The sequence below is a fragment of the Collinsella sp. AM09-41 genome (genome assembly GCF_003473245.1).
GTDB lineage: Bacteria > Actinomycetota > Coriobacteriia > Coriobacteriales > Coriobacteriaceae > Collinsella.
Window position 1 is genome coordinate 192,711 of sequence record NZ_QRMJ01000003.1, and the last position, 19,664, is coordinate 212,374.

At 60.0% G+C, this 19,664-nt stretch carries 18 protein-coding genes and 2 tRNA genes; 19 read left to right on the forward strand and 1 reads right to left on the reverse strand.

What is annotated here, in order from left to right:
- Positions 1 to 8 precede the first annotated feature (8 nt).
- The 10 genes from DW112_RS05390 (at position 9) to DW112_RS05435 (ending at position 8,166) form a co-directional block, all read left to right on the forward strand.
- Positions 9 to 542: a shikimate kinase gene (locus DW112_RS05390; protein ID WP_117806183.1), complete on the forward strand. Its 534-nt coding sequence runs from the start codon at positions 9 to 11 to the stop codon at positions 540 to 542.
- Positions 539 to 1,648: a hypothetical protein gene (locus DW112_RS05395; protein WP_118065365.1), complete on the forward strand. Its 1,110-nt coding sequence runs from the start codon at positions 539 to 541 to the stop codon at positions 1,646 to 1,648. The genes DW112_RS05390 and DW112_RS05395 overlap by 4 nt, the downstream gene beginning before the upstream one ends.
- A gap of 132 nt (positions 1,649 to 1,780) precedes the next feature.
- Complete coding sequence (locus DW112_RS05400) at positions 1,781 to 2,911, forward strand: Xaa-Pro peptidase family protein (protein ID WP_118065367.1); 1,131 nt, start codon at positions 1,781 to 1,783, stop codon at positions 2,909 to 2,911.
- Between the two features lie 158 nt (positions 2,912 to 3,069).
- Positions 3,070 to 3,633, forward strand: coding sequence for an elongation factor P (gene efp, locus DW112_RS05405; protein ID WP_117806186.1), 564 nt, complete (start codon positions 3,070 to 3,072; stop codon positions 3,631 to 3,633).
- 24 nt (positions 3,634 to 3,657) lie between these two features.
- Positions 3,658 to 4,020, forward strand: a complete 363-nt coding sequence (locus DW112_RS05410) for an Asp23/Gls24 family envelope stress response protein (RefSeq protein WP_006233982.1) — start codon at positions 3,658 to 3,660, stop codon at positions 4,018 to 4,020.
- Between the two features lie 3 nt (positions 4,021 to 4,023).
- On the forward strand, positions 4,024 to 4,611 hold the full coding sequence (gene nusB / locus DW112_RS05415; RefSeq protein ID WP_117806187.1) for a transcription antitermination factor NusB: 588 nt from the start codon (positions 4,024 to 4,026) through the stop codon (positions 4,609 to 4,611).
- 2 nt (positions 4,612 to 4,613) lie between these two features.
- Positions 4,614 to 4,853 carry an exodeoxyribonuclease VII small subunit gene (locus DW112_RS05420; RefSeq protein ID WP_006233978.1) on the forward strand — a complete coding sequence of 80 codons (240 nt, stop codon included), beginning with the start codon at positions 4,614 to 4,616 and terminating at the stop codon, positions 4,851 to 4,853.
- A 34-nt stretch (positions 4,854 to 4,887) separates the two neighbouring features.
- Positions 4,888 to 5,691, forward strand: a complete 804-nt coding sequence (locus tag DW112_RS05425) for a TlyA family RNA methyltransferase (protein ID WP_233540790.1) — start codon at positions 4,888 to 4,890, stop codon at positions 5,689 to 5,691.
- Positions 5,688 to 6,548 carry an NAD(+)/NADH kinase gene (locus DW112_RS05430; RefSeq protein ID WP_118065371.1) on the forward strand — a complete coding sequence of 287 codons (861 nt, stop codon included), beginning with the start codon at positions 5,688 to 5,690 and terminating at the stop codon, positions 6,546 to 6,548. The genes DW112_RS05425 and DW112_RS05430 overlap by 4 nt, the downstream gene beginning before the upstream one ends.
- Positions 6,538 to 8,166, forward strand: a complete 1,629-nt coding sequence (locus tag DW112_RS05435) for a DNA repair protein RecN (RefSeq protein ID WP_118065373.1) — start codon at positions 6,538 to 6,540, stop codon at positions 8,164 to 8,166. The genes DW112_RS05430 and DW112_RS05435 overlap by 11 nt, the downstream gene beginning before the upstream one ends.
- A 221-nt stretch (positions 8,167 to 8,387) precedes the next feature.
- Here DW112_RS05435 and DW112_RS05440 read toward each other — a convergent pair whose 3' ends face one another.
- Positions 8,388 to 9,245, reverse strand: a complete 858-nt coding sequence (locus DW112_RS05440; RefSeq protein ID WP_117637710.1) for a MurR/RpiR family transcriptional regulator — start codon at positions 9,243 to 9,245, stop codon at positions 8,388 to 8,390.
- Positions 9,246 to 9,518: 273 nt separating this feature from the next.
- Here DW112_RS05440 and DW112_RS05445 point away from each other — a divergent pair, with 273 nt between their 5' ends.
- The 9 genes from DW112_RS05445 to DW112_RS05485 all read left to right on the forward strand — a co-directional run bounded on the left by DW112_RS05445 (position 9,519) and on the right by DW112_RS05485 (position 19,573).
- The gene (locus tag DW112_RS05445) at positions 9,519 to 11,522 is read left to right on the forward strand and encodes a fructose-specific PTS transporter subunit EIIC (protein ID WP_118328501.1); all 2,004 of its coding nucleotides are present in this window, start codon (positions 9,519 to 9,521) and stop codon (positions 11,520 to 11,522) included.
- A gap of 506 nt (positions 11,523 to 12,028) precedes the next feature.
- Positions 12,029 to 12,292 carry an HPr family phosphocarrier protein gene (locus DW112_RS05450; RefSeq protein ID WP_022094575.1) on the forward strand — a complete coding sequence of 88 codons (264 nt, stop codon included), beginning with the start codon at positions 12,029 to 12,031 and terminating at the stop codon, positions 12,290 to 12,292.
- Positions 12,293 to 12,425: 133 nt separating this feature from the next.
- Positions 12,426 to 14,129, forward strand: a complete 1,704-nt coding sequence (gene ptsP, locus DW112_RS05455) for a phosphoenolpyruvate--protein phosphotransferase (protein ID WP_117779183.1) — start codon at positions 12,426 to 12,428, stop codon at positions 14,127 to 14,129.
- A 74-nt stretch (positions 14,130 to 14,203) separates the two neighbouring features.
- The gene (locus DW112_RS05460; RefSeq protein WP_055250439.1) at positions 14,204 to 15,136 is read left to right on the forward strand and encodes a 1-phosphofructokinase family hexose kinase; all 933 of its coding nucleotides are present in this window, start codon (positions 14,204 to 14,206) and stop codon (positions 15,134 to 15,136) included.
- Positions 15,137 to 15,320: 184 nt separating this feature from the next.
- Positions 15,321 to 16,253, forward strand: coding sequence for a 1-phosphofructokinase family hexose kinase (locus DW112_RS05465; RefSeq protein WP_117564111.1), 933 nt, complete (start codon positions 15,321 to 15,323; stop codon positions 16,251 to 16,253).
- A gap of 164 nt (positions 16,254 to 16,417) precedes the next feature.
- Complete coding sequence (locus DW112_RS05470; protein ID WP_118328502.1) at positions 16,418 to 17,812, forward strand: CCA tRNA nucleotidyltransferase; 1,395 nt, start codon at positions 16,418 to 16,420, stop codon at positions 17,810 to 17,812.
- A 127-nt stretch (positions 17,813 to 17,939) separates the two neighbouring features.
- Positions 17,940 to 18,016: transfer RNA gene (locus tag DW112_RS05475), tRNA-Glu, on the forward strand.
- Positions 18,017 to 18,038: 22 nt separating this feature from the next.
- Positions 18,039 to 18,115 (forward strand) — tRNA-Glu (locus tag DW112_RS05480).
- Between the two features lie 150 nt (positions 18,116 to 18,265).
- Positions 18,266 to 19,573, forward strand: a complete 1,308-nt coding sequence (locus tag DW112_RS05485) for a lysylphosphatidylglycerol synthase transmembrane domain-containing protein (protein WP_118328503.1) — start codon at positions 18,266 to 18,268, stop codon at positions 19,571 to 19,573.
- Positions 19,574 to 19,664 lie beyond the last annotated feature (91 nt).

Genomic DNA, 19,664 nt, shown 5'->3' on the forward strand with positions numbered 1-19,664 from the left:
GTTTCGCCATGTCTCAGCACATCAAACACGGCTGCGACCATATCTTCTTTATCGGCTTTTTGGGCGCGGGCAAGTCGACGCTCGCGCGCAACGTCGGCACCATGTTCAAGCGGCGTTTTATCGATACCGACCGCCTGGTCGTGCGCCGTTGCGGCAAGTCGGTAACCGAGATTTTTGAGACCGAGGGCGAGGATCGTTTTCGCGAGCTCGAGACCTCGGCGCTCCGTTCGCTCCAAAGCGAGCGCAGCCTGTTGGTTTCGTGCGGTGGCGGTATCGTCGAGACACCGGTGAATATTGAGCTGATGCACGATATGGGTACGTGCGTGTACCTCGAGGGCGACTTCGAGGATTCGATTCGCCAGATTCGTCGGTCCGACACGCGCCCCGATTTCCGCTCGCCCGAGCATGCCGCGCGCCTGTTTGAGCATCGCCGTCCGCTGTATCGCCAGGCCGCAGATATTACCCTTGATATTCGCAACAAGTCCTTCGAGGACGTTTCCTACCTTTGTGCCGAGATGCTTTTGGAGCGTGGACTGCTATGATTCGCCGTCAACTGATCAATTTCCAAAATCGCAGTGTCGATGTTCGCGTCGGCTTTAACGCTTTTAGTGAGCTGTCGCGTATGTTTGCCTCGGCCGTGGGCAAGCCCAAGCGTGCGATGGTTGTCTGGAACAGCGCTGTTTCCGACTGCTTTGGCGAGATCGTTGAGCACGCTCTGGTCGATGCCGGCTTTGCCGTGTCGCCGCTCGTCTTCGAGGTTTCGCCTGCCGGTGCTACGCTGGCCGATGCCGATGCTATCTTTGGCGCCCTGTCTGCCAACGGCGTTACCTGCGACGATCTGGTTGTCGCCGTTGGCGATGCCGCAACCTGCTCGGTTGTTAGCTGGTGCGCCAACCAGTGGTGCGGCCGAACTGAGTGCGCGCTGTTGCCGACGACCTTCGACGCCATGCTCACGGTCGCGACGACCATGAAGCCGCTCGTCGCATCGTCGGCGAATGCGCATCCCGCCATCGCGTTCCGTCCCGAACCGGGCTTGGTCGTGTGCGACCTCGACCTTGTTCGCGAGGCGGACCCCGAGGACCTCAAACTCGGCTATGCGGTACTTGTTGGCACCATGCTTTCGAGCAGCAAATCCCGCTGGAATCAGTTTGCTGAGACCGTCCCCGAGATTCTCGCGGGCGAGGAGGTCGCGCTCGTCAATGCCGTCCAATGGTCTCAGACTGCCCGCAAGGACGTACTGATGGCCACGAACCCGAGCGCTCGCCATGCGCTCGATTTTGGCAAGACGGGGGAGCGTACCCTGCGCGCTTGCTTGGGCGATGCCGCTTCGCAGGTCCCTGCCTACCAGCTGTTGTCCGAGGGCATGCGCTTTGAGGCGCGCCTAGCACATGATGCCTGCGACTTCGATATCGATTACGTCTTTGAGGTCGATGACTGCCTGGAGGACTTTGGTATCGAGGAGCTTGCCTTCGATCTGGAGCCTGCCGCATATATCGAGGAGTTCCGCAGGCAGCAGTTTGTCCGTTCGAACCGCAGTATGTTGCCGCTGCCCGCGGCACTCGGCGCCATTCGTCTCACGAGCGTTGAGGACGAGGTTCTTGAGCGCCATGCTCACGCCTACTTGGCTTCTCGCAAAGAACTTCTCTAAGATTTATTGACATCCATTGTCTTTCGTATCATGTTGAGGGGCGGGTTTTCAGTCGGTTGCGGATCGCATGCGATTCTGTCGTTCGGTTGAGACCCGTCCCGTCTTTATAGAGGCAACAAGAAAGGAATCTGCATGTCTGAGTTTGCTGCCGGTCCTGCCGGTCGTATCGAGCGTGTCCGTGCCCTGATGGTCGAGCGCGGCTACGATGCCATCGTGGTGCGCGACGAGGCCAACCTTCGTTGGCTCACGGGCGTGAAGGGCGTCTTCGATTACACCTTCGAGTTCCCGCACGCGGCGTTTATTACGGCTGACCAGTGCCTGTTCCATACCGACTCGCGCTACCTCAACAGCTTTGAGGAGAACACGCCCGCCGGCAGCCCTTGGGTCTACGACATGGACGAGGGTACCATCCCCGGTTGGGTCGCCGGCAAGATCGCGGCCAACAAGTGCCGCGTCTGCGCTGTCGAGGACGACATGCAGATCAACTTCTACCAGGGCATTCAGCGTGGTCTGGAGGATCGTTCCGTCGCCTGCATGCTGCCGCTGATGCATGACGACATTCGCAAGATGCGCGCCATCAAGGACGCCGAGGAGATCGAGCTCATGCGCCATGCGCAGTCGATCACCGATGCCGCCTTCCAGCATATGCTCGGCTTTATTAAGCCCGGCATGACCGAGAAGCAGGTTCGCAACGAGCTCGAGAACTTTATGTTCGCCAACGGCGCCGATAGCCTTGCCTTCGGCTCCATCGTGGCGAGTGGTCCCAACACCGCCAACCCGCATGCCGTGCCGAGCGACCGCGTGATCGAGAAGGGCGATTTCGTTCTTATGGATTACGGCGCGGGCTACTGTGATTACCGCTCCGACATGACACGCACCGTCGTGATGGGCGAGCCTACCCAGGAGCAGCTCGACCTGTACGCGCTCGTGCGCCGTACACACGAGGAGTGCGTCGCCGCCATCCATCCGGGCGTGGAGGGCAACGACATTTTCAAGCTTTCCAAGAAGATCATCGGCGATGCCGGCTATGGCGATTACTACAACCATGGTCTGGGTCACGGCGTGGGCATCGACATCCATGAGCTGCCCAACTTCAACCGCAGCAAGAACACCATCGAGGTCGGCTCGGTTATCACCATGGAGCCTGGCGTGTATCTGCCCGGCGTGGGCGGCGTGCGCCTGGAGGACTACGGCGTGGTCACCGAGAACGGCTATGAGCCCTTCACCAAGACCCCGCACGACCTGCACATTATCGATTGCTAGCTCATTTCGATAGATTTTTGGGCGGGGTGTCCGGAGCAATTCGGGCGCCCCGCGTTCTCTTTTTATGCGCTCGCTGCAGGCGCCGTCTGCAAGTGTATAATTTCGGTCGTATGTAAATTGGACGCTTGTGCGTTCTGCCCATAACAAGAAAGGTCGCTATGCCTACCATTTCTACCGCCGACTTCAAGAACGGCCTCGGTCTCCGCATTAAGGACAAGGTCTACACCATTGTCGAGTTCCAGCATGTCAAGCCGGGCAAGGGCGGCGCGTTTGTGCGCTACAAGACCCGCGACATCAAGAGCGGCCGCGTCGTCGAGAACACCTGCAACGCCGGCACCAAGTTCGAGAGCGTCATGCTCACCACCCGTGAGTTCCAGTACCTCTACAACGATGGCGCCGACTACATCTTCATGGACAATGAGACCTATGAGCAGGTTCCTGTTCCCGAGGACATGGTGGGCGAGAACTCCAAGTGGCTGCGCGAGAACGACATTTGCCAGCTGCTCTTCGCCGACGATGAGCTCATGGGCGTGACCCCGCCGATGTTCATCGAGACCACCATCGTCCAGACCGACCCGGGCTTTAAGGGCGACACCGTCCAGGGCTCCACCAAGCCGGCCACGATCGACACCGGCGCTGTCATCCAGGTCCCCATGTACCTCAACGAGGGCGAGGTCATCAAGGTTGACACCCGCGACGGCAAGTTCGTCTCCCGCGTCTAGCAACCAACTCTTCTAGGAGGACTCATGCCCCAGGAAATCAAGATTGACGGCATCGGCATTTCGCCCGATGTTCTGACCGCCATCGTCTCGCGCGCCGTGTCCGATGTCGAGGGCATCGCCTCCGTTGGCGTCAAGGACCTTGCCACCAACCTTGTCTCCATGATGCTCTCGTCTAAGGCCCCGGCTTCCGAGCCGGCGGTCGAAGCCGAGGTCGTCGGCGACAAGCTCGCACTCACCGTGCGCGTCGTGGTGTTCTTTGGCTATCCGTTCAAGAAACTCGCCGAGGCCGTTCGCGCCGCTGTAGTCGCCGCCATCGATGCCCAGGTGGGTGTCGAGGTCGAGCGCGTTGACGTTTGCATCGACGGCCTCGTTTTCCCCAAGGAGTAACCTTTGAGCCTTAAGGTTTATCGCGGGCGCACGCTTGCCCGCAGTCAGGCGCTGCAGCTGCTGTTCCAGGCCGAGGCCACGGACAGCCCGCTCGAGCGCGTCCTCGAGGGCGATTTCCTGATCTCGAAGGGCCCCCTCGACCCCTATGCTCTGGAGCTGTGCCGCGGTGCCTACGAGCATATCGATCGCATCGACTGTGCCCTGCGCGCCGTCGCCAAGAACTGGGATCTTATGCGCATGCCCGGCGCCGACCGCAATCTGCTGCGTATCGCCGTCTACGAGATGCGCTTCCTCACCGACGAAGAGGTCTCGGACGCTATCGTGATCAACGAGGCCGTCGAACTTGCCAAGGCCTATGGCACCGACCAGTCCGCCTCGTTTGTCAACGGCGTGCTGGGCAAGATCGCTCGCAGCGAGGAGCTGCCGGGCGAGGACCTGTACCAGGAACTGCTGGCCGAGGATCGCGCTCGCGAGGAGGCCCAGGCTGCTGAGGCTGCCGCCAAGGTCGCTGCCGCTCAGGCTACCGCCGGTGTACTTGCCGAGGATGTGGACGCTGCTGAGGCCGTCGAGGCCGACTCCGTCGAGGAGTAGCCATGCCAGAGGGTTCTGTCCGCAACTTTGACGAGATCTCGGACCGTCTGGACCAGATCATTGCTACCGTTCGCTCCAAGGATACGTCCTTGGAGCGTTCACTCGATCTGTTTGACGAAGCGATTGAGCTGGGCTCCCGCGCGGTCGATATGGTCGACAAGTTTGAGCTGACGCCGCGTGAGGCCGATAAGCTCGAGCAGGAATACGATGAGGATGCGGCAAACGAATCCCAGGATAGCTAGCCGCATCTCCGGATACGAATGGTTGATGGCATTCATGAAACGCGTGCGTCTTGATGACGAACTGATTTCACAGGGCATCTGCGCCGATCGCGCGGATGCCCTTCGCACTCTTATGGCCGGCTTGGTTTCGAGCGGCGGTGAGCGTTTGGCCTCTCCGGGGCTCAAGGTGACGCCGGGCCTGCCGCTGCACGTTAAGGGGCGCATTCCGTACGTTGGGCGCGGCGGCCTTAAGCTTGAGGGTGCGCTCGATGCGTTTTGTATCGACCCCACGGGCCTTGCCTGCCTGGACGTAGGCTGCTCTACCGGCGGCTTTACCGATTGCCTGCTCAAGCGCGGAGCTGCGACCGTTGTCTCGGTGGACGTGGGTCGCGCACAGTTCGATTGGTCGTTGCGTCAGGACGATCGCGTGACGCTGCATGAGCGCACCAACGTGACGCAGTTGCCTGAGCTTGGCTATGCCGGCGCCATCGACCTGGCTGTTTGTGATGTCTCGTTTACCGGCATCGCGAATATCATCGACGCCGTGCTGGCGTGTCTGAATCCTTCGGGTTCGTTCTGCACGCTCGTAAAGCCCCAGTTTGAGGCGCCGGCTGCGCTGGTGGGCGAGGGCGGTATCGTGACCGACCTCGCCGTCCGCCGCGATACGCTCGTGGCGGCGATTGAGCTTTTTGCAGCCAAGGGCCTGTTCCCGCTTGACGTGTGCGTGTCGCCCATCCATGGCGCTAAGGGCAACGTTGAGTTTTTCCTGTACGGCACAAGGTTTGCCCCTGGCGAACGCACCGACGATGAGCTGCAATCCCAGGTATCGGTTTTGAGCGAGAAAGCTGCAACGCTATGAAAGTCTTTCTGGTTCCCAATTACTACAAGCAAGAGGCGGTCGAGAGCGGCCTGATGCTCGAGCTTTGGCTTTCGCGCCAGGGCTACGAGGTCGCATGGGCTGCCGATCAGCGCTCCAAGATCCAAAGCGCGCCCGATGTTGACGATGCCGACCTGGTCATTACGCTCGGCGGCGACGGAACGCTGCTGCGCGCGGCTCGTATCCTCAACTACCGCGAGATTCCCATTTTGGGTCTTTCCTATGGTCATCTGGGCTTTTTGACGGCAGCGAGCCCCGAGGAGCGCGACATTTTAAAGGTTGTGAGCGATGCTCTGTCCGGCGAGCTCCACGTGAGCCGCCGCGCCACCATCGCCGCCGATATCGTTTCGGTGCGCGAAGACGGCACGAAGGATGTCGTGCGCACGTTTGCCCTCAACGACATGGCACTTACGCGCGGCCCCCTTTCCGATATGGTTGAGTTTGACATTACGGTGTCCGGCCATCATATCGATCGCCTGCGCGGTGACGGTGTCGTCGTGTCGACGGCGACTGGCTCTACCGGCTATGCGCTGAGCGCCGGCGGCCCTATCGTGAGCCCCGATTATACGGGCATGGTTTGCGTGCCCATCGCGCCGCACACCATTCAGGCTCGCGCTTTCTTGACATCGCCAAGCGATGTCGTTGAGATCTTTATGTCCGACGACCGCCCGAGTGTGCCTGCCATCGCTATCGACGGACAGTTTATTACCTGCGACGGCACGGTCGAGAGCGTGGCTGTGCGTCGCGGTCCCGGCGATGTGCTGCTGCTGGATTACGGTCCCGAGAGCTTCTATAACTCGGTGAGTCGCGTGTTCTATGGAGTGCGTCATGATCGATGAGCTGCAGGTTTCCAACATTGCACTCATTCGCGAGGCGACGTTGGTTCCGAGTGCGGGTCTAACGGTTCTGACCGGCGAGACCGGTGCTGGTAAGACCGCACTGCTCTCGGCACTCAAGCTCATTTTGGGCGAGCGCGCCGATTCGTCGACGGTTCGCGAGGGCGAGGCGCTTGCCAGCGTCGAGGCGCGTCTGTTTGACGGTCCGCACGACACGGAGGGCTTCACCGTGCAGCGCAGCCTTTCTGCCGAGGGCCGCAGCCGCGTAAAAATTGACGGCCGTATCGCCAGCGTGCGCGAGCTTTCGGAGCGCGTTGGCGTGATGATGGATCTGTGCGGCCAGCATGAACATCAGCGCCTGCTCGACCCGGCGCACCATGTTGCCATGGTCGATGCTTGGGCTGGGCGCGCGGCGCTTGAGGCGCTCGAGAAGTATCGTGCCTGCTTTAAGGCTTCGCGTGCTGCCGCCAAGGAGCTTCGCCGTGTGGAGGAAGCCTCACGTGCGCAGGGGAGTCGCGTCGAGGAAGCGCGTTTTGCCCTCGAGCGTATCGCCGAGGTCGACCCCAAGCCAGGCGAGTACGAGGAACTCGAGGAGCTGCTGCCGCGCTCGGAGCACGCTGAGGTCTTGGTGGCGACGGCCAACGAGGCCCATGCATCGCTTGCTGCCGAGGGGGGAGCGCTCGATGCCGTGAATGGCGCCGTGGCCGAGCTTTCACGCATGACGACCGTTGACCGCAAGCTCGGTGACATTGCCGATGCGCTTTCGGATGCCTGCATCTCGCTTGAGGATTGCGCCAACGAGCTGCGTGCCTATCGCGATGGCGTTGCGTTTGACCCTCGTGAGCTCGCTCGCATGCGCGAGCGGTATTCCGACCTCAAGGGCCTGCTGCGTCAGTGGGGTCCCACCATGGACGATGTCTTTGCCATGCGCGACCGCTCACGAGAGCTGCTGTCTCTAGTCGATGATGGTGATGAGCAGATCAAGAAGGCTCGCGAGGCACTCGGGTGCGCTGAACGCGATCTTTTTGCTGCTGCTAAGGCGCTTAAGCGCGCGCGGAACACCGCTGCCCCGCGCTTTTGTCACGAGGTTGGCCGTCAGATGGCGCGCCTGGAGATGGGCGGTGCCGAGCTGGTCTGGGAGTCGCGCGATCTTCCGCGTGCCGAATGGACGCCGGCGGGCCCTTCAAGCTACGAGCTGCTATATCGCAGCGGCGCTGGCTTGACACCTCGTCCCTTGCGCCGCATTGCGTCGGGCGGCGAGCTCAGCCGCGTCATGCTGGCAAGCAAGGTTGTCCTCGGTAACGCGGACGGTGTTGATACGTTGGTGTTTGACGAGGTCGATGCTGGTGTCGGTGGCTCCACGGCGCGTGCACTTGCGGGCGTGCTGACAGATCTCGCCGCTACGCATCAGGTGATTGTCGTAACCCACTTGGCGCAGGTCGCCGTCATGGCCGACAAGCATTACGTGGTCAGTAAAGAGCCCGGCGACTTTCCCCAAACGCATCTGGACGAGGTGACCGGCGATGCCCGTACCGCAGAGATCGCCCGTATGCTGAGCGGCGATCAATCGGAGGCAAGCCTAGCGCACGCCAGGCAGATGCTGGAAGAAGCGCGTGCTTAGGCCGTGCCGCCACATGCATGTCCGACCTGTCCGCCACGAAACCGGCCCATCTACTACGTTTAATAGGCCATCGGGAACCATGTCAAGAATTGCAAAAAGAAAACCGCAGGTAGAGCGCCTGCGGTTTTCTCTATTTTCGGTATGTGGTTGGGCCATACGGATAAAACGTAGTAGATAGGCCGGTTTCGTGGCGAGTGGCGTTTATCGGCTCCCTAAAATGTCTACTCTACGACCTTATCCGGCTGGATGAGCTCTTCGTAGTAGCTGATGTGCTCGCGCGCGTCCTCGATTTCGGGCAGCAGGAAGTTGTAGATGACCTCTATGATCATCGTGGCGCTCATCTTGGAGAACGCGAAGTCGCCCGTTGTCAGCAGTGCCTCGTGATTGACGGTATTAAAGGTGTAGTCGGCTAGGCGCGCAAGTGGAGACTTGCTGTCGCTGCTGATGACGACTACAGTGGCGCCGCAATCGCGAGCTGCTTTTGCCATGCGGTTCAGTCGACGCGACTTGCCAGAGTTCGAGATCAACACGATAACATCACCAGGGCGCAACGTGAGCGCGAAACCAATCGAGGTCTCGCTGATGGTGCTTGCCATGCAGCGAAGGCCCAGCTGCGAAAACTTAAATGTCGCATCGAGCGCGACCGCGTTCGTATTGCCCACGGCGGCGAACTCAATAACGCCGGCATTCTTAAGCGCGTGCACAACTGCGGCCAACGTGTCGTGATCAATGCCGTCGATGGTCGCATTAAGCTCACTCACCTTGGCGGCGAGGATATTTTTAAGGCTCTGCTCCATGTTGTCGAGCGAGACCTCGTCGGTCAGGCCCTCGTTGCGCTGACTCTCCAAGTCGCGAGCCAACGAAAACTGAAAGCTGCGGAAGCTGCCAAAGCCCAGCTTGCGGCAGAAGCGCGAAACCGTCGCCTCGGACGTGGCAGCGGCTCGTGAGAGCTGGGCGGCCGTCAGGCGCGGCGCCTCGGACTGGTGCTCCAATATATAGTCGACAATGCGCTGCTCGGAATCGCTGTACCCTTTGTGTGTGCTAATAAGGGAGAGCGCGCTCTTGCTGCTATCGGTCATGGATGGCTCCTGGTTGGCATTGAAAATCGGACTCGTTTTTCAATGCCATAGTATACGTGCATTTTCAATTACAAGATACACCTTGCCGTTTCAAGTGTTGATGGTAAACTTTCACTTACCGTTTACGGTTATGAAAGAACCTTTCACCGGAGAATTGCGCCATATCTCTTCTCACGCGGACGGTAGGTTGGTATCTTTCAAGTGTGGAAAAACGCGCATTGAAGCGCGTTTAGGGGAGCGCCTGCGGGCGCAGTACTCAAGAAGGAGGGACACATGGCTAAGTTTGACATCATCGCCGCGACCGGTTGCCCGACCGGCATTGCGCACACCTTCATGGCGAAGGAGGCGCTGGAGAAGGCAGCTGCCGAGCGAGGTCTGACCATTAAGGTCGAGACTCATGGCCAGGTCGGTGTCGAGAACGAGCTCACCAAGAGCGAGATCGCCGGTGCCAAGGCCGTCGTCGTCGCAGCCGATAAGGATGTCCAGGCTGAGCGTTTCGCCGGTAAGCCCATGGTTTCCGTCGGTGTTTCCAAGGCCCTGTCCGTCGAGGCCGCCGGAAAGCTGATCGACCGCGCGCTCGCCGCCAAGGGCGACGACACGGTTGCCGCTGCCGCCGATGTCGAGGACGAGGTCGAGGAGAAGGAGTCCATCGGTCACGTCATCTACAAGCACCTCATGAACGGCGTCAGCCACATGCTGGTCTTCGTCGTTGCCGGTGGTGTTCTGACCGCCATTTCGTTCCTGTGGGGCATCACGTCCTTTGATTCGACGGCTGCCGACTACAACAGCTTTGCCGCGATGCTCAAGATTATCGGCGGTATCGCCATGAACCTCATGGTTCCGGTGCTCTCCGCCTACATCGCCGAGTCTATCGGCAAGCGCCCGGCGCTCGTCCCCGGTTTCGTCGCCGGTATGATTGCCATCCAGGGTCTGCCCGTTAACGCCGATACTGGCATGATCGACGCTGGAGGCTCGGGTGTGGGCTTTGGCTTCCTGGGCGGCATCGTCGGCGGCTTCCTCGCTGGCTATGTCATCCTGCTGCTCGAGAAGGTTTTCTCTATAATTCCCGCGAGCCTTAATGGCCTGAAGGCAATCTTCCTTTATCCGCTGTGCTCTACCGCCATCGTCGGCCTAGTCATGCTCGGTATTTCCGGCCCCATGGCTGCCATTAACCAGGGCATGATGGATTTCCTGCAGAGCCTCGGTAACTCCGGTCCGGTGATCCTTGGCCTGGCCATCGGCTGCATGTGCGCATTTGACATGGGCGGCCCGGTCAACAAGGCTGCTTACGCTACTGGCACCTTCCTGCTCGGTACCGCTCTCGAAGCTGGCGTCGGCACCGAGACCTACAACTTCGGCACCAACTTCATGGCTGCCGTCTCCGCCGCTTGCATCGTTCCGCCGCTGATCACCACCTTCGCCGTCGTTGTCGGCAAGAAGTACTTCAGCCAGGAGGATCATGACGCCGGTATCGTCAACCTTATCCTTGGTTGCACCCACATCACCGAGGGCGCCATTCCGTTCATGACCAAGAACATCTGGCCCGTCATGCCCATCATGATGGTCGGTTCTTCCATCGCTTCCATCTTGACCATCTTCTTCAATGTTCACGATCCGGCGCCTCACGGCGGCTTCCTGGTCCTGCCCGTTGTCGAGAACGGCCCGCAGTGGGTCCTCGCGATCCTCATCGGCGCCGTGGTCGGTGGCATCCTGTTCGTGGCCTTCAAGAAGTACGACTTCGAGAAGAATCAGAAGGCCGCTCCTGTAGCCAAGCCGGTTGAGGCTTCCAAGGCCGCTGCCGTTGAGGCCCCTAAGGCCGAGGCTGCCGACTTCGTGAAGGTTGAGAATGTCTTTGTCGCCGAGGACTTCGCTTCTCGTGACGAGGCTCTGAGCTTCGTTTCCAACCAGGCTGTCAAGGCCGGTATCGCCGGCGACGCCGACGCCGTGATGAACGCCTTCCTGGCCCGCGAGGCCGAGGGCACCACGGGCATGATGGAGGGCTTCGCCATCCCGCATGCCAAGTCCGACGCCATTACCGAGGCTGCCGTCATCGTCGTCAAGGACGAGTCTGGCGTGACCGGTTGGGACACCATGGACGGCGCTCCCGTCAACGTGGCCATCGCTCTGCTCATCCCGGGTGCCCAGGCTGGCACCACGCACCTCAAGATCCTGTCCAAGGTCGCCGAGGCGCTCATGGACGAGGACTTCCGTGGCACCGTCAAGGGTTCCACCGACGCCGCCGAGATCGCCAAGACGATCAACGCCCGCCTGGTCTAATTCCACGGTACGCGAATAACATCGCCCCCTGTAACAAAGGCGAGGACTCCCTACGGGTCCTCGCCTTTTTTCATGCCACCCGGCACTTAGGGACGTTCCTTTCCTGCCGGCACCCCGGGACACTCCTTAGTCCCCAACAGGGCATTAATAGCCCTCATCGACTGAATCACCCACGCGAACAATAATTCAGCCAGAATTCCTTTTGCACGATATTTCTTGGACGGAAGCATTTTCCCGCAGCTCGCCTGCCGGGCGGGGCGGTTAAGTTTGTCGCGAGTTCCGCACGCAAAGGAAAGCACTTAATGTGCTTTCCGTCTTGCGCAGGACTGTAGAGCAGCAAACTTAACCGCCCCGCCCGGCAGGCGAGCGGACAGAACAGACAACTGTCCAACAATTCGTGCGAAACACAATGAAAAACCGTTTGATGTGAGTTAATATAAACAACGTCGTGAATCTGACTCCTGCCGCATGCACGACAGGGGTTAAACACAAAAAAGGAGTCAATTATGGTTTCTGAGAAGGCTACCCTCGTCAATCCGCAGGGTCTTCACATGCGTCCGGCTGGCCTCTTCGCCTCCACCATGGGCAAGTACGCCTGCGACGTGACGGTCGTCACTCCCGAGAAGGAGGTCAACGGCAAGTCCCCGATGGCCCTCATGGCTGCTGGTATCCCCTGCGGTACCGAGGTCGAGGTCAAGTGCGACGGCGCCGACGAGGCCGAGGCTCTGGCTGCTGCCATCGAGCTCATCAAGAGCGGTCTTGGCGAGTAGAACTCAAACGGGTCGCATGTTGAACAATTAAGTTCATACTTGGGGGCGCAGTGACCTGCATCAAGGTAGCTGCGCTCTTTTGTCATGGATATGGCAAAACGCTTTATCACATGGCACGGAGAGAGGAATGGGAATGTATCAGGGAGTCAACGCATCCGAGGGCATCGGAATCGGCACCGTCATGGTCGCCGTCGATCCCGACTTGACGTTTGAACCGCACGAGGTCGCTGATTCGGCAGCAGAGAAGGAGCGCTATCAGACCGCTCTTTCGGTCTTCTGCGAGAAGACCCAGGCTCAGGCCGACCACATGAAGGAGACGGTGGGCGAGGCCGAGGCCGAGATCATGAGCGGACACATTGTCCTGGCTCAGGACCCGGGCATGACCGACGCCATCAACGCCGCCATCGACGGCGGCACCTGCGCCGAGCAGGCGCTCATGGACACCTCGACCATGTTCGAGAACATGTTCCTGTCCATGGACGACGAGATGTTCCGTCTGCGCGCGGCCGACATCGCCGACATCCGCACCGGTATTCTGGCCGAGTTGCTGGGCAAGGAGGTCGTCGACCTCTCCGTCCTGCCCGAGAACACCGTCGTTGTCGTGCACGACCTTACGCCGTCCATGACTGCCACGATCGATAAGGCCCACGTTGCCGGTATCGTCACCGAGACCGGTGGCCGCACGTCGCACTCCGCGATCATCGCGCGCGCCCTCGAGATTCCGGCCGTCCTTTCGGTCTCTAACAGCTGCACCGCCCTTCGCAACGGTATGACCGTCGTCGTCGACGGTGGCAAGGGTGTTGTCGAGGCCGATCCCGACGAGGAGACGCTCGCTGCCTACACCGCCAAGGCCGAGGCCTTTGCTGCCGAGAAGGCAGCCCTCGAGGCCTTCCGCGGCAAGCCTTCTGTGACTGCCGACGGCATCAAGAAGATCATCGCCTGCAACATCGGTAACCCCGATGACGTGCCCAACGCGCTCGATCACGATGCCGAGGCCATCGGTCTGTTCCGCTCCGAGTTCCTGTTCATGGACTCCGCTGAGCTTCCTTCCGAGGAGGAGCAGTTCAACGCCTACCGCAAGGTCGCCAGCGCGCTCAAGGGCGCTCCGGTCATCATCCGCACGCTCGATGTGGGTGGCGACAAGGAGATCCCCTACCTGCACATGGTCAAGGAAGAGAACCCCTTCATGGGCTTCCGCGCCGTGCGTTACTGCCTGGCCAATCCCGACCAGTACAAGGTTCAGCTCCGCGCCCTGCTGCGCGCCAGCGCCTTTGGTGACGTCAAGATCATGATCCCGCTCGTCACCTGCGTCGAGGAGGTCGTGGCCGTCAAGGAGCTCGTCGAGCAGTGCAAGGCCGAGCTGACCGAGGAGGGTCGCAAGTTCAACGAGAACATCGAGGTCGGCATTATGGTCGAGACGCCTGCCGCTTCGCTGCTCGCTGACCGTCTGGCCGAGGTCGCCGACTTCTTCTCTATCGGCACCAACGACCTGATCGGCTACACCATGTGCGCCGACCGTGGTAACGACACCATCTCCAACCTGTACCAGGTGTACTATCCCGCCGTGCTCCGCTCGCTCAAGAACATCATCGAGAGCGGCGTGAAGGCCGGTATCATGGTCGGCATGTGCGGCGAGGCCGCTGCCGATCCGCTGCTTGAGCCGCTGCTGATCAGCTGGGGCCTGGAGGAGTTCTCGATGAGCGCTCCGTCCATCCTGCGCGCCCGCAAGACCATCAGCCAGTGGACCAAGGCCGAGTGCGACGAGCTCGCCGAGAAGGCGCTCGCCTGCAACACCGCCGCCGAGGTCAAGGCACTGCTCGAGTCCGCAGCTCGCTAATTTGGTATCAGAGGTAACCGCGTGGTTGGAATGGGCCGGCCACGCGGCCCTCACATATACAGGGGGTACTGTAAATGTTCTACACGCTAACCGCTAACCCGGCTGTCGACATGACGGTTTCGAGCTCTCCGCTCGAGCCCGACGAGAACGTCCGCACCGGCTCGGCCAGCTACACGGCTAACGGCAAGGGCCTCGACGTGTCCTTCGCCTTTAAGAAGATGGGCGTCGACACCGTCGCGCTCGGTTTCTTCGCCGGCTTCACGGGCAAGTTCATCGTCGAGGAGGTCATGAACCTGGGTTGCCTCTGCCGCCCGGTCTGGACCGACGGTATCACGCGCATCAACACCTACGTCAACGATGGCCAGCACGAGTACGGCATCCTGAACCCCGGTGCTCCGATCACGCCGCAGCATCAGGAGGAGCTCTACAACATCCTGGACACCGCGGGCGATCTTGAGTGCCTGATCGTCTCCGGCTCCGTGCCTCCCAAAGCTACGCCCGACTTCCTGGCTCAGGTCATGGAGCACGCTCAGGCCCGTGGCGCCGACGTCGTCCTGGACCTGTCCTCCGACAAGCTCAAGGAGCTCGCTCACAAGAAGCCGCTGCTCATTAAGCCGAACCATCACGAGATGAAGGCTATCTTCGGCGTGCCGGTCGACACCGACGACGAGGTCCGCGTTGCCATGAAGCTGGCTCACGAGGCCGGCGTCCAGAACGTGCTGCTCACCCGTGGTAGCCGCGGTGACGCTTACTTCTCCAACGGCGAGGACATCTGGTATGCCAAGCGTGAGTTCAACATCAAGCTTGTCTCTTCCGTCTGCGCCGGCGACTGCACCCTCGCTGCGTTCCTGCACAAGTGGTACAGGGATCGCGACAACGTCGAGGAGGCCATGAAGCTCGCTATGGCCACCGGCGCCAACGTCGCTGAGTCCGTCGGCATCGGCGACTTCGGTCACGTTGACGAGTACAGCAAGCGCGTTGCCGTCCGTAAGCTCGATCGCAAGTAAGCGAAACGCGACAAACTCGTGCGCATACGGCGTCCCGGTTTCGACCGGGGCGCCGTTTTTTTGTCCCACTCGAACCTCGGAGCCGCGCTTCACGCGTTCCACACCGTTCACCGAGTTGTTGTAGCCTTTTGCCGAAGCGTGGAATATACTTTCATTAACACGTTGCTTCGTGAAAGGAACATTCATGATTTACACGCTTACTGCAAATCCCGCTATTGACTACAACATCTCCTGCGATGGCCTGTCCGCCAACACCGTCACCCGCACCCGTAACGCTGTCTACACCCCCAACGGCAAGGGTCTCAACGTTTCTTTTACGCTCGACCACTACGGCGTCGACACCACGATCCTTGGATTCTTCGCCGGCTTCTCGGGCGAGTTCATCGTTAAGGGCGCCGAGGCCCTTGGCGTGCCCGTCAAGCCTGTGTGGACTGACGGTATCACGCGTGTCAACGTGTTCCTCAACGCCGGTCCCGACACCGAGTACAACATGGTTAATGCCGGTGCCGCCATTAACGAAGCCAACGAGCAAGAGATGTTTGAGCTCATCGATTCACTTGACGACATGACCTGCCTGGTCATTAGCGGCTCGCTGCCCCCCAACACCTCCGAGGGCTTCCTTGCCGAGGTCCTGCGCCGCGTCAAGGCCAAGGGGGCCGAGTTCGTGCTCGATATCTCGAGCCATCAGCTGGCAGACCTCATTGCCATGGAGCCGCTGCTGATTAAGCCCAATGACGACGAGCTGCTCGATATCTTTGGCATTAAGGTAAGCGGCGGCGACGATGAGTCCGTCAAGGGTGCCATGGCCGAGCTGCACGCCAAGGGCGCTAAGAACGTGCTGCTGACGCTCGGCGGCGCCGGTGCGTACTTCTCCAACGGCGAGCACATCTGGTTTGCCAACCGTACTTTTGAGGTTAAGCTGCTGTCGACGGTGTGCGCCGGCGATTCTTCGCTGGCCGCCTTCCTGTCCGTGTGGCACGACGCCCCGGAGCGCGTCGAGGACGCCCTGCGTCTCTCGATGGCCACCGGCGCTAACGTGGTCGAGTGCCCCGGTCTGGGCGACTTCGCCAAGGTCGATGAGTATCAGAAGGGTATTGCAATCCGTCAGGTTTGCTAGTTTCGGCACCTTGCCTGAATAGTTCAATTATTTCGCATCCGTCTTAGACCAGGACGGATGCGTTTTTGTTTATCGGACTTGCGTGTGCAGTGGAGGCTGTTTCTTGCTAGACTTCTTGCAGACGCAATCGATAGCCAATTTGATAGTCGCAGGAGGCCATAGGCATGTGCAATGTTTCGCTCAACGGTACGCAGCCGACCGATGCCTCTATCCGTGTCCTGCGTGCGCTTGAGGCAGCAGGTCTTGAGGCTTGGTACGTGGGTGGTTGGGTACGTGATGCGCTGATGGGATGCCCCAGCCACGATGTCGACATGTGCTGCAGCGGCCTGTGGCTGGAGTCCAAGGCGGCACTCGAGGCCGCCGGCATTGCGGTAGTTGAGTCGGGCATTAAATTTGGCGGCATTACGGCTATTTGCGATGGCGAGCGCATTGAGGTCACCACCTATCGCCTGGACGGCTTCTATACCGACGGTCGTCATCCTCAGAGTGTGGAGCGCGCCGCTTCGCTTGAGGACGATCTGGCGCGCCGCGACTTTACCGTCAATGCCATGGCGTGGCATCCCGAGCGCGGCCTTGTCGACCGCTACGATGGCCAGGGCGACCTAGACCGCAAGCTGATTCGTGCCGTCGGAGATCCCAAGCGCCGCTTTAACGAGGATGCCCTGCGCATGTTGCGTGCGGTGCGTTTTGCCTGCCGCCTGGACTTTGTGATTGAGCCCGAGACCAAGTGTGCCCTTGCCGAGTGCGCGCCGCTGCTCGATGCCGTGGCGCGCGAGCGCGTGGGTATTGAGCTCGAGGGCATTCTATCGACCGGCCACGGGGGAGACGCGATGCTGCGCTACCCCGAGCTCATCTGCGCCGCCGTGCCCGAGCTTGCGCCGGCTCGTGGGTTTGACCAGCGCAGTGTCTATCATGCGTTTAACGTCTACGAACATATCGCCCGCGTGCTGACGGTGGCAGGGGAGCTGGCGCTGTGCGATGGCGTGGCGCCTTCGCCGAGCTTAATGTGGGCAGCGTTTTTGCATGACGTCTCCAAGCCCGATTGCTTTACGGTCGATCACGCCGGCAGCGGCCACTTCTACGGTCATCCCGAGCTCGGCGCCAAGAAGGCGCGCGTCATTATGGATCGCCTGGCGCTCTCGCACGATTTGGTGCGCGATGTGTGCCTGCTCATCAAATACCATGACAAGCCGCTGCGCCCCGAGCGCTCCTGCCTGCTCAATATGATGCGCGCGCTTTCGGGCGAGGGCGTCGACACGCCGCGTCTGATGGACGAGCTCATGGATCTTAAGCGTGCTGACACACTTGGTAAGGCCCCGTCGTGCTTCTATTACGTCGAGACGATTGAGGAGATGCGCGCGATGGCGCACGAGCTGCTGAAGGCGGGGGAGCCCTATACGCTCAAGATGCTCGCCATTAACGGCGGCGACCTGATCCGCGCCGGTGTGAAGCCGGGGCCCGAGCTAGGCCAGCTACTCAACGCCGCCCTCGAAGCCGTTATCGAGGACAACATCCCCAACGATCGCGAAACCCTTTTGGTTCATCTCAACTTGAATTAGCTAATTAGTTGACCTGCGCGTTCCATAACCTGTCGACAATTTTTCGGCAATTTGGAATTTCTTCTTGCGCTGATGTTTTTTGTCCCGTAATATATTTCCTCGCAGCACGGCAGTGCAGATGTCATGTGGCCCGTTCGTCTAGCGGTTTAGGACGCCGCCCTCTCAAGGCGGAGATCACCAGTTCGAATCTGGTACGGGCTACCACTTCTTTTCTGCCGAGGCCTATGGCCCGTTCGTCTAGCGGTTTAGGACGCCGCCCTCTCAAGGCGGAGATCACCAGTTCGAATCTGGTACGGGCTACCACGCATCTGATACCCGGTCTTTCCACGGAAGGCCGGGTTTTTTATTATCAAACAACTGTCTGTCATTCCCGTTTGAACAAGAGCTTTGCGTTCTGCTTATGGCCCTTACGGGTACAATAACCAAGATATTTTGACTGTTAGAAGGAGTCTCATGACGGAGTCCTCTCAGCATACGTCCAAGCCCCAGGTCGAGGTTGAGGACTCGGGCGGCGATGACAATAAGAGCGCACGCCGCGGCGCAATCTTTATCGGCGTTGTGCTGGTGGGTTATATCGTCTATCTGGTGGTAACCGGGCAGATGGGGCAGTTCTGGGCTGCTATGTCGAGCGTCCAGGCGCCCTGGCTCGTTGTCGCGTGTCTTTGCATGTTCATGTATCTGTTCTTTGGCATTGTGGCCTATGCGATCGCCGTCTGGCTCGACCCCAATTCACCCGTCGGCATTCGCGATCTGATCTCGGTCGAGGCGAGTGGCATTTTCTTTGGCAACCTGACGCCCATGATGATGGGCTCTACGCCTGCCCAGATCTACCGCCTGACCAAGGCGGGCCAAAATGTCGGCGAGGCCGGAGCCACGCAGTTCACGCGCTTTATCGTGTATCAGTTTGGCCTCGTTGCCTGGGGGGCTATTCTACTGCTTGCTCGCATGCCGTTTTTTGCCGAGCGCTATGGCGACATGACGCTGCTGTGCGTCTTTAGCTTTGGTGGGCACTGCTGCATCTTGCTGGGCATCTTCGCCGTCGCGCTCATGCCTAAGACCGTCACGCGCGTTGCCCATTGCATCATCAATTGGCTCGAGCGCATAGGTGTCTCGGCCACTAAGATCGAGGGATGGCGCACGTTTGTCGACGGCGAGATCTACTCCTTCTCCGAGAAGTTCAAGCTTTCGGCCGGACATTTTTCTTCCATGCTGCTCACCGTGTTTATCACCATGCTGCAGCTCGCGTTTTTCTATCTGGTTCCATATTTCCTGATGCTTGCTTTTGGCCACCACGAGGTCGACTTTTTTTCGGTCATGGCCGCGAGCGCCTTTGTCCAGCTGCTGAGCTCTGCGGTTCCCTTGCCCGGTGGAACTGGTGGCGCTGAGGGCGGCTTTGCATTGTTCTTGGGTCATTTCTTTGGGTCGGCTTCGACCGCCGGCTATCTGCTGTGGCGCCTCATTACATTTATTGCGCCGACCATTTTGGCTGCGCCCCTGCTGGGCCTTAAGAGCGCCCACAACGAGAGCATCCATGCGCGCTGGGATCGCGTGATGCGCAAGCTCGGCCGCGAGCCTCAGACGCCCTCTGCGCCCACTAAGCCGCACCCCACGAATGCTGTTACCGTTGATCCCAGGAAGCACGCTCAGAAGGCTTCTGGGACCGCTAAGCCGGCTCATAAAGCCTATGTGCGCCAGACGGGCGACGGTATCCGCGTATCTCCGTCGGCGCTCAATAAGAAGAAGCACCCTAAGTCGCGGTAGGGCAGTCGTGCGTTCTTCATGATGCGGGGCATAGTTGTGCTGTATGGGGGATAATCCTCTTACGTAGATTATCTCTCATCTGTTGATGAAT

Coding starts and splice junctions, on each gene's coding strand:
- DW112_RS05425 (WP_233540790.1), top strand. CDS start 4,888: ATGAAACGCGTGCGTCTTGATGACGAACTGATTTCACAGGGCATCTGC.
- DW112_RS05450 (WP_022094575.1), top strand. CDS start 12,029: ATGGTTTCTGAGAAGGCTACCCTCGTCAATCCGCAGGGTCTTCACATG.
- DW112_RS05390 (WP_117806183.1), top strand. CDS start 9: ATGTCTCAGCACATCAAACACGGCTGCGACCATATCTTCTTTATCGGC.
- DW112_RS05460 (WP_055250439.1), top strand. CDS start 14,204: ATGTTCTACACGCTAACCGCTAACCCGGCTGTCGACATGACGGTTTCG.
- DW112_RS05400 (WP_118065367.1), top strand. CDS start 1,781: ATGTCTGAGTTTGCTGCCGGTCCTGCCGGTCGTATCGAGCGTGTCCGT.
- DW112_RS05440 (WP_117637710.1), bottom strand. CDS start 9,245: ATGACCGATAGCAGCAAGAGCGCGCTCTCCCTTATTAGCACACACAAA.
- ptsP (WP_117779183.1), top strand. CDS start 12,426: ATGTATCAGGGAGTCAACGCATCCGAGGGCATCGGAATCGGCACCGTC.
- DW112_RS05485 (WP_118328503.1), top strand. CDS start 18,266: ATGACGGAGTCCTCTCAGCATACGTCCAAGCCCCAGGTCGAGGTTGAG.
- DW112_RS05445 (WP_118328501.1), top strand. CDS start 9,519: ATGGCTAAGTTTGACATCATCGCCGCGACCGGTTGCCCGACCGGCATT.
- DW112_RS05470 (WP_118328502.1), top strand. CDS start 16,418: ATGTGCAATGTTTCGCTCAACGGTACGCAGCCGACCGATGCCTCTATC.
- efp (WP_117806186.1), top strand. CDS start 3,070: ATGCCTACCATTTCTACCGCCGACTTCAAGAACGGCCTCGGTCTCCGC.
- DW112_RS05435 (WP_118065373.1), top strand. CDS start 6,538: ATGATCGATGAGCTGCAGGTTTCCAACATTGCACTCATTCGCGAGGCG.
- DW112_RS05430 (WP_118065371.1), top strand. CDS start 5,688: ATGAAAGTCTTTCTGGTTCCCAATTACTACAAGCAAGAGGCGGTCGAG.
- DW112_RS05410 (WP_006233982.1), top strand. CDS start 3,658: ATGCCCCAGGAAATCAAGATTGACGGCATCGGCATTTCGCCCGATGTT.
- DW112_RS05420 (WP_006233978.1), top strand. CDS start 4,614: ATGCCAGAGGGTTCTGTCCGCAACTTTGACGAGATCTCGGACCGTCTG.
- DW112_RS05395 (WP_118065365.1), top strand. CDS start 539: ATGATTCGCCGTCAACTGATCAATTTCCAAAATCGCAGTGTCGATGTT.
- DW112_RS05465 (WP_117564111.1), top strand. CDS start 15,321: ATGATTTACACGCTTACTGCAAATCCCGCTATTGACTACAACATCTCC.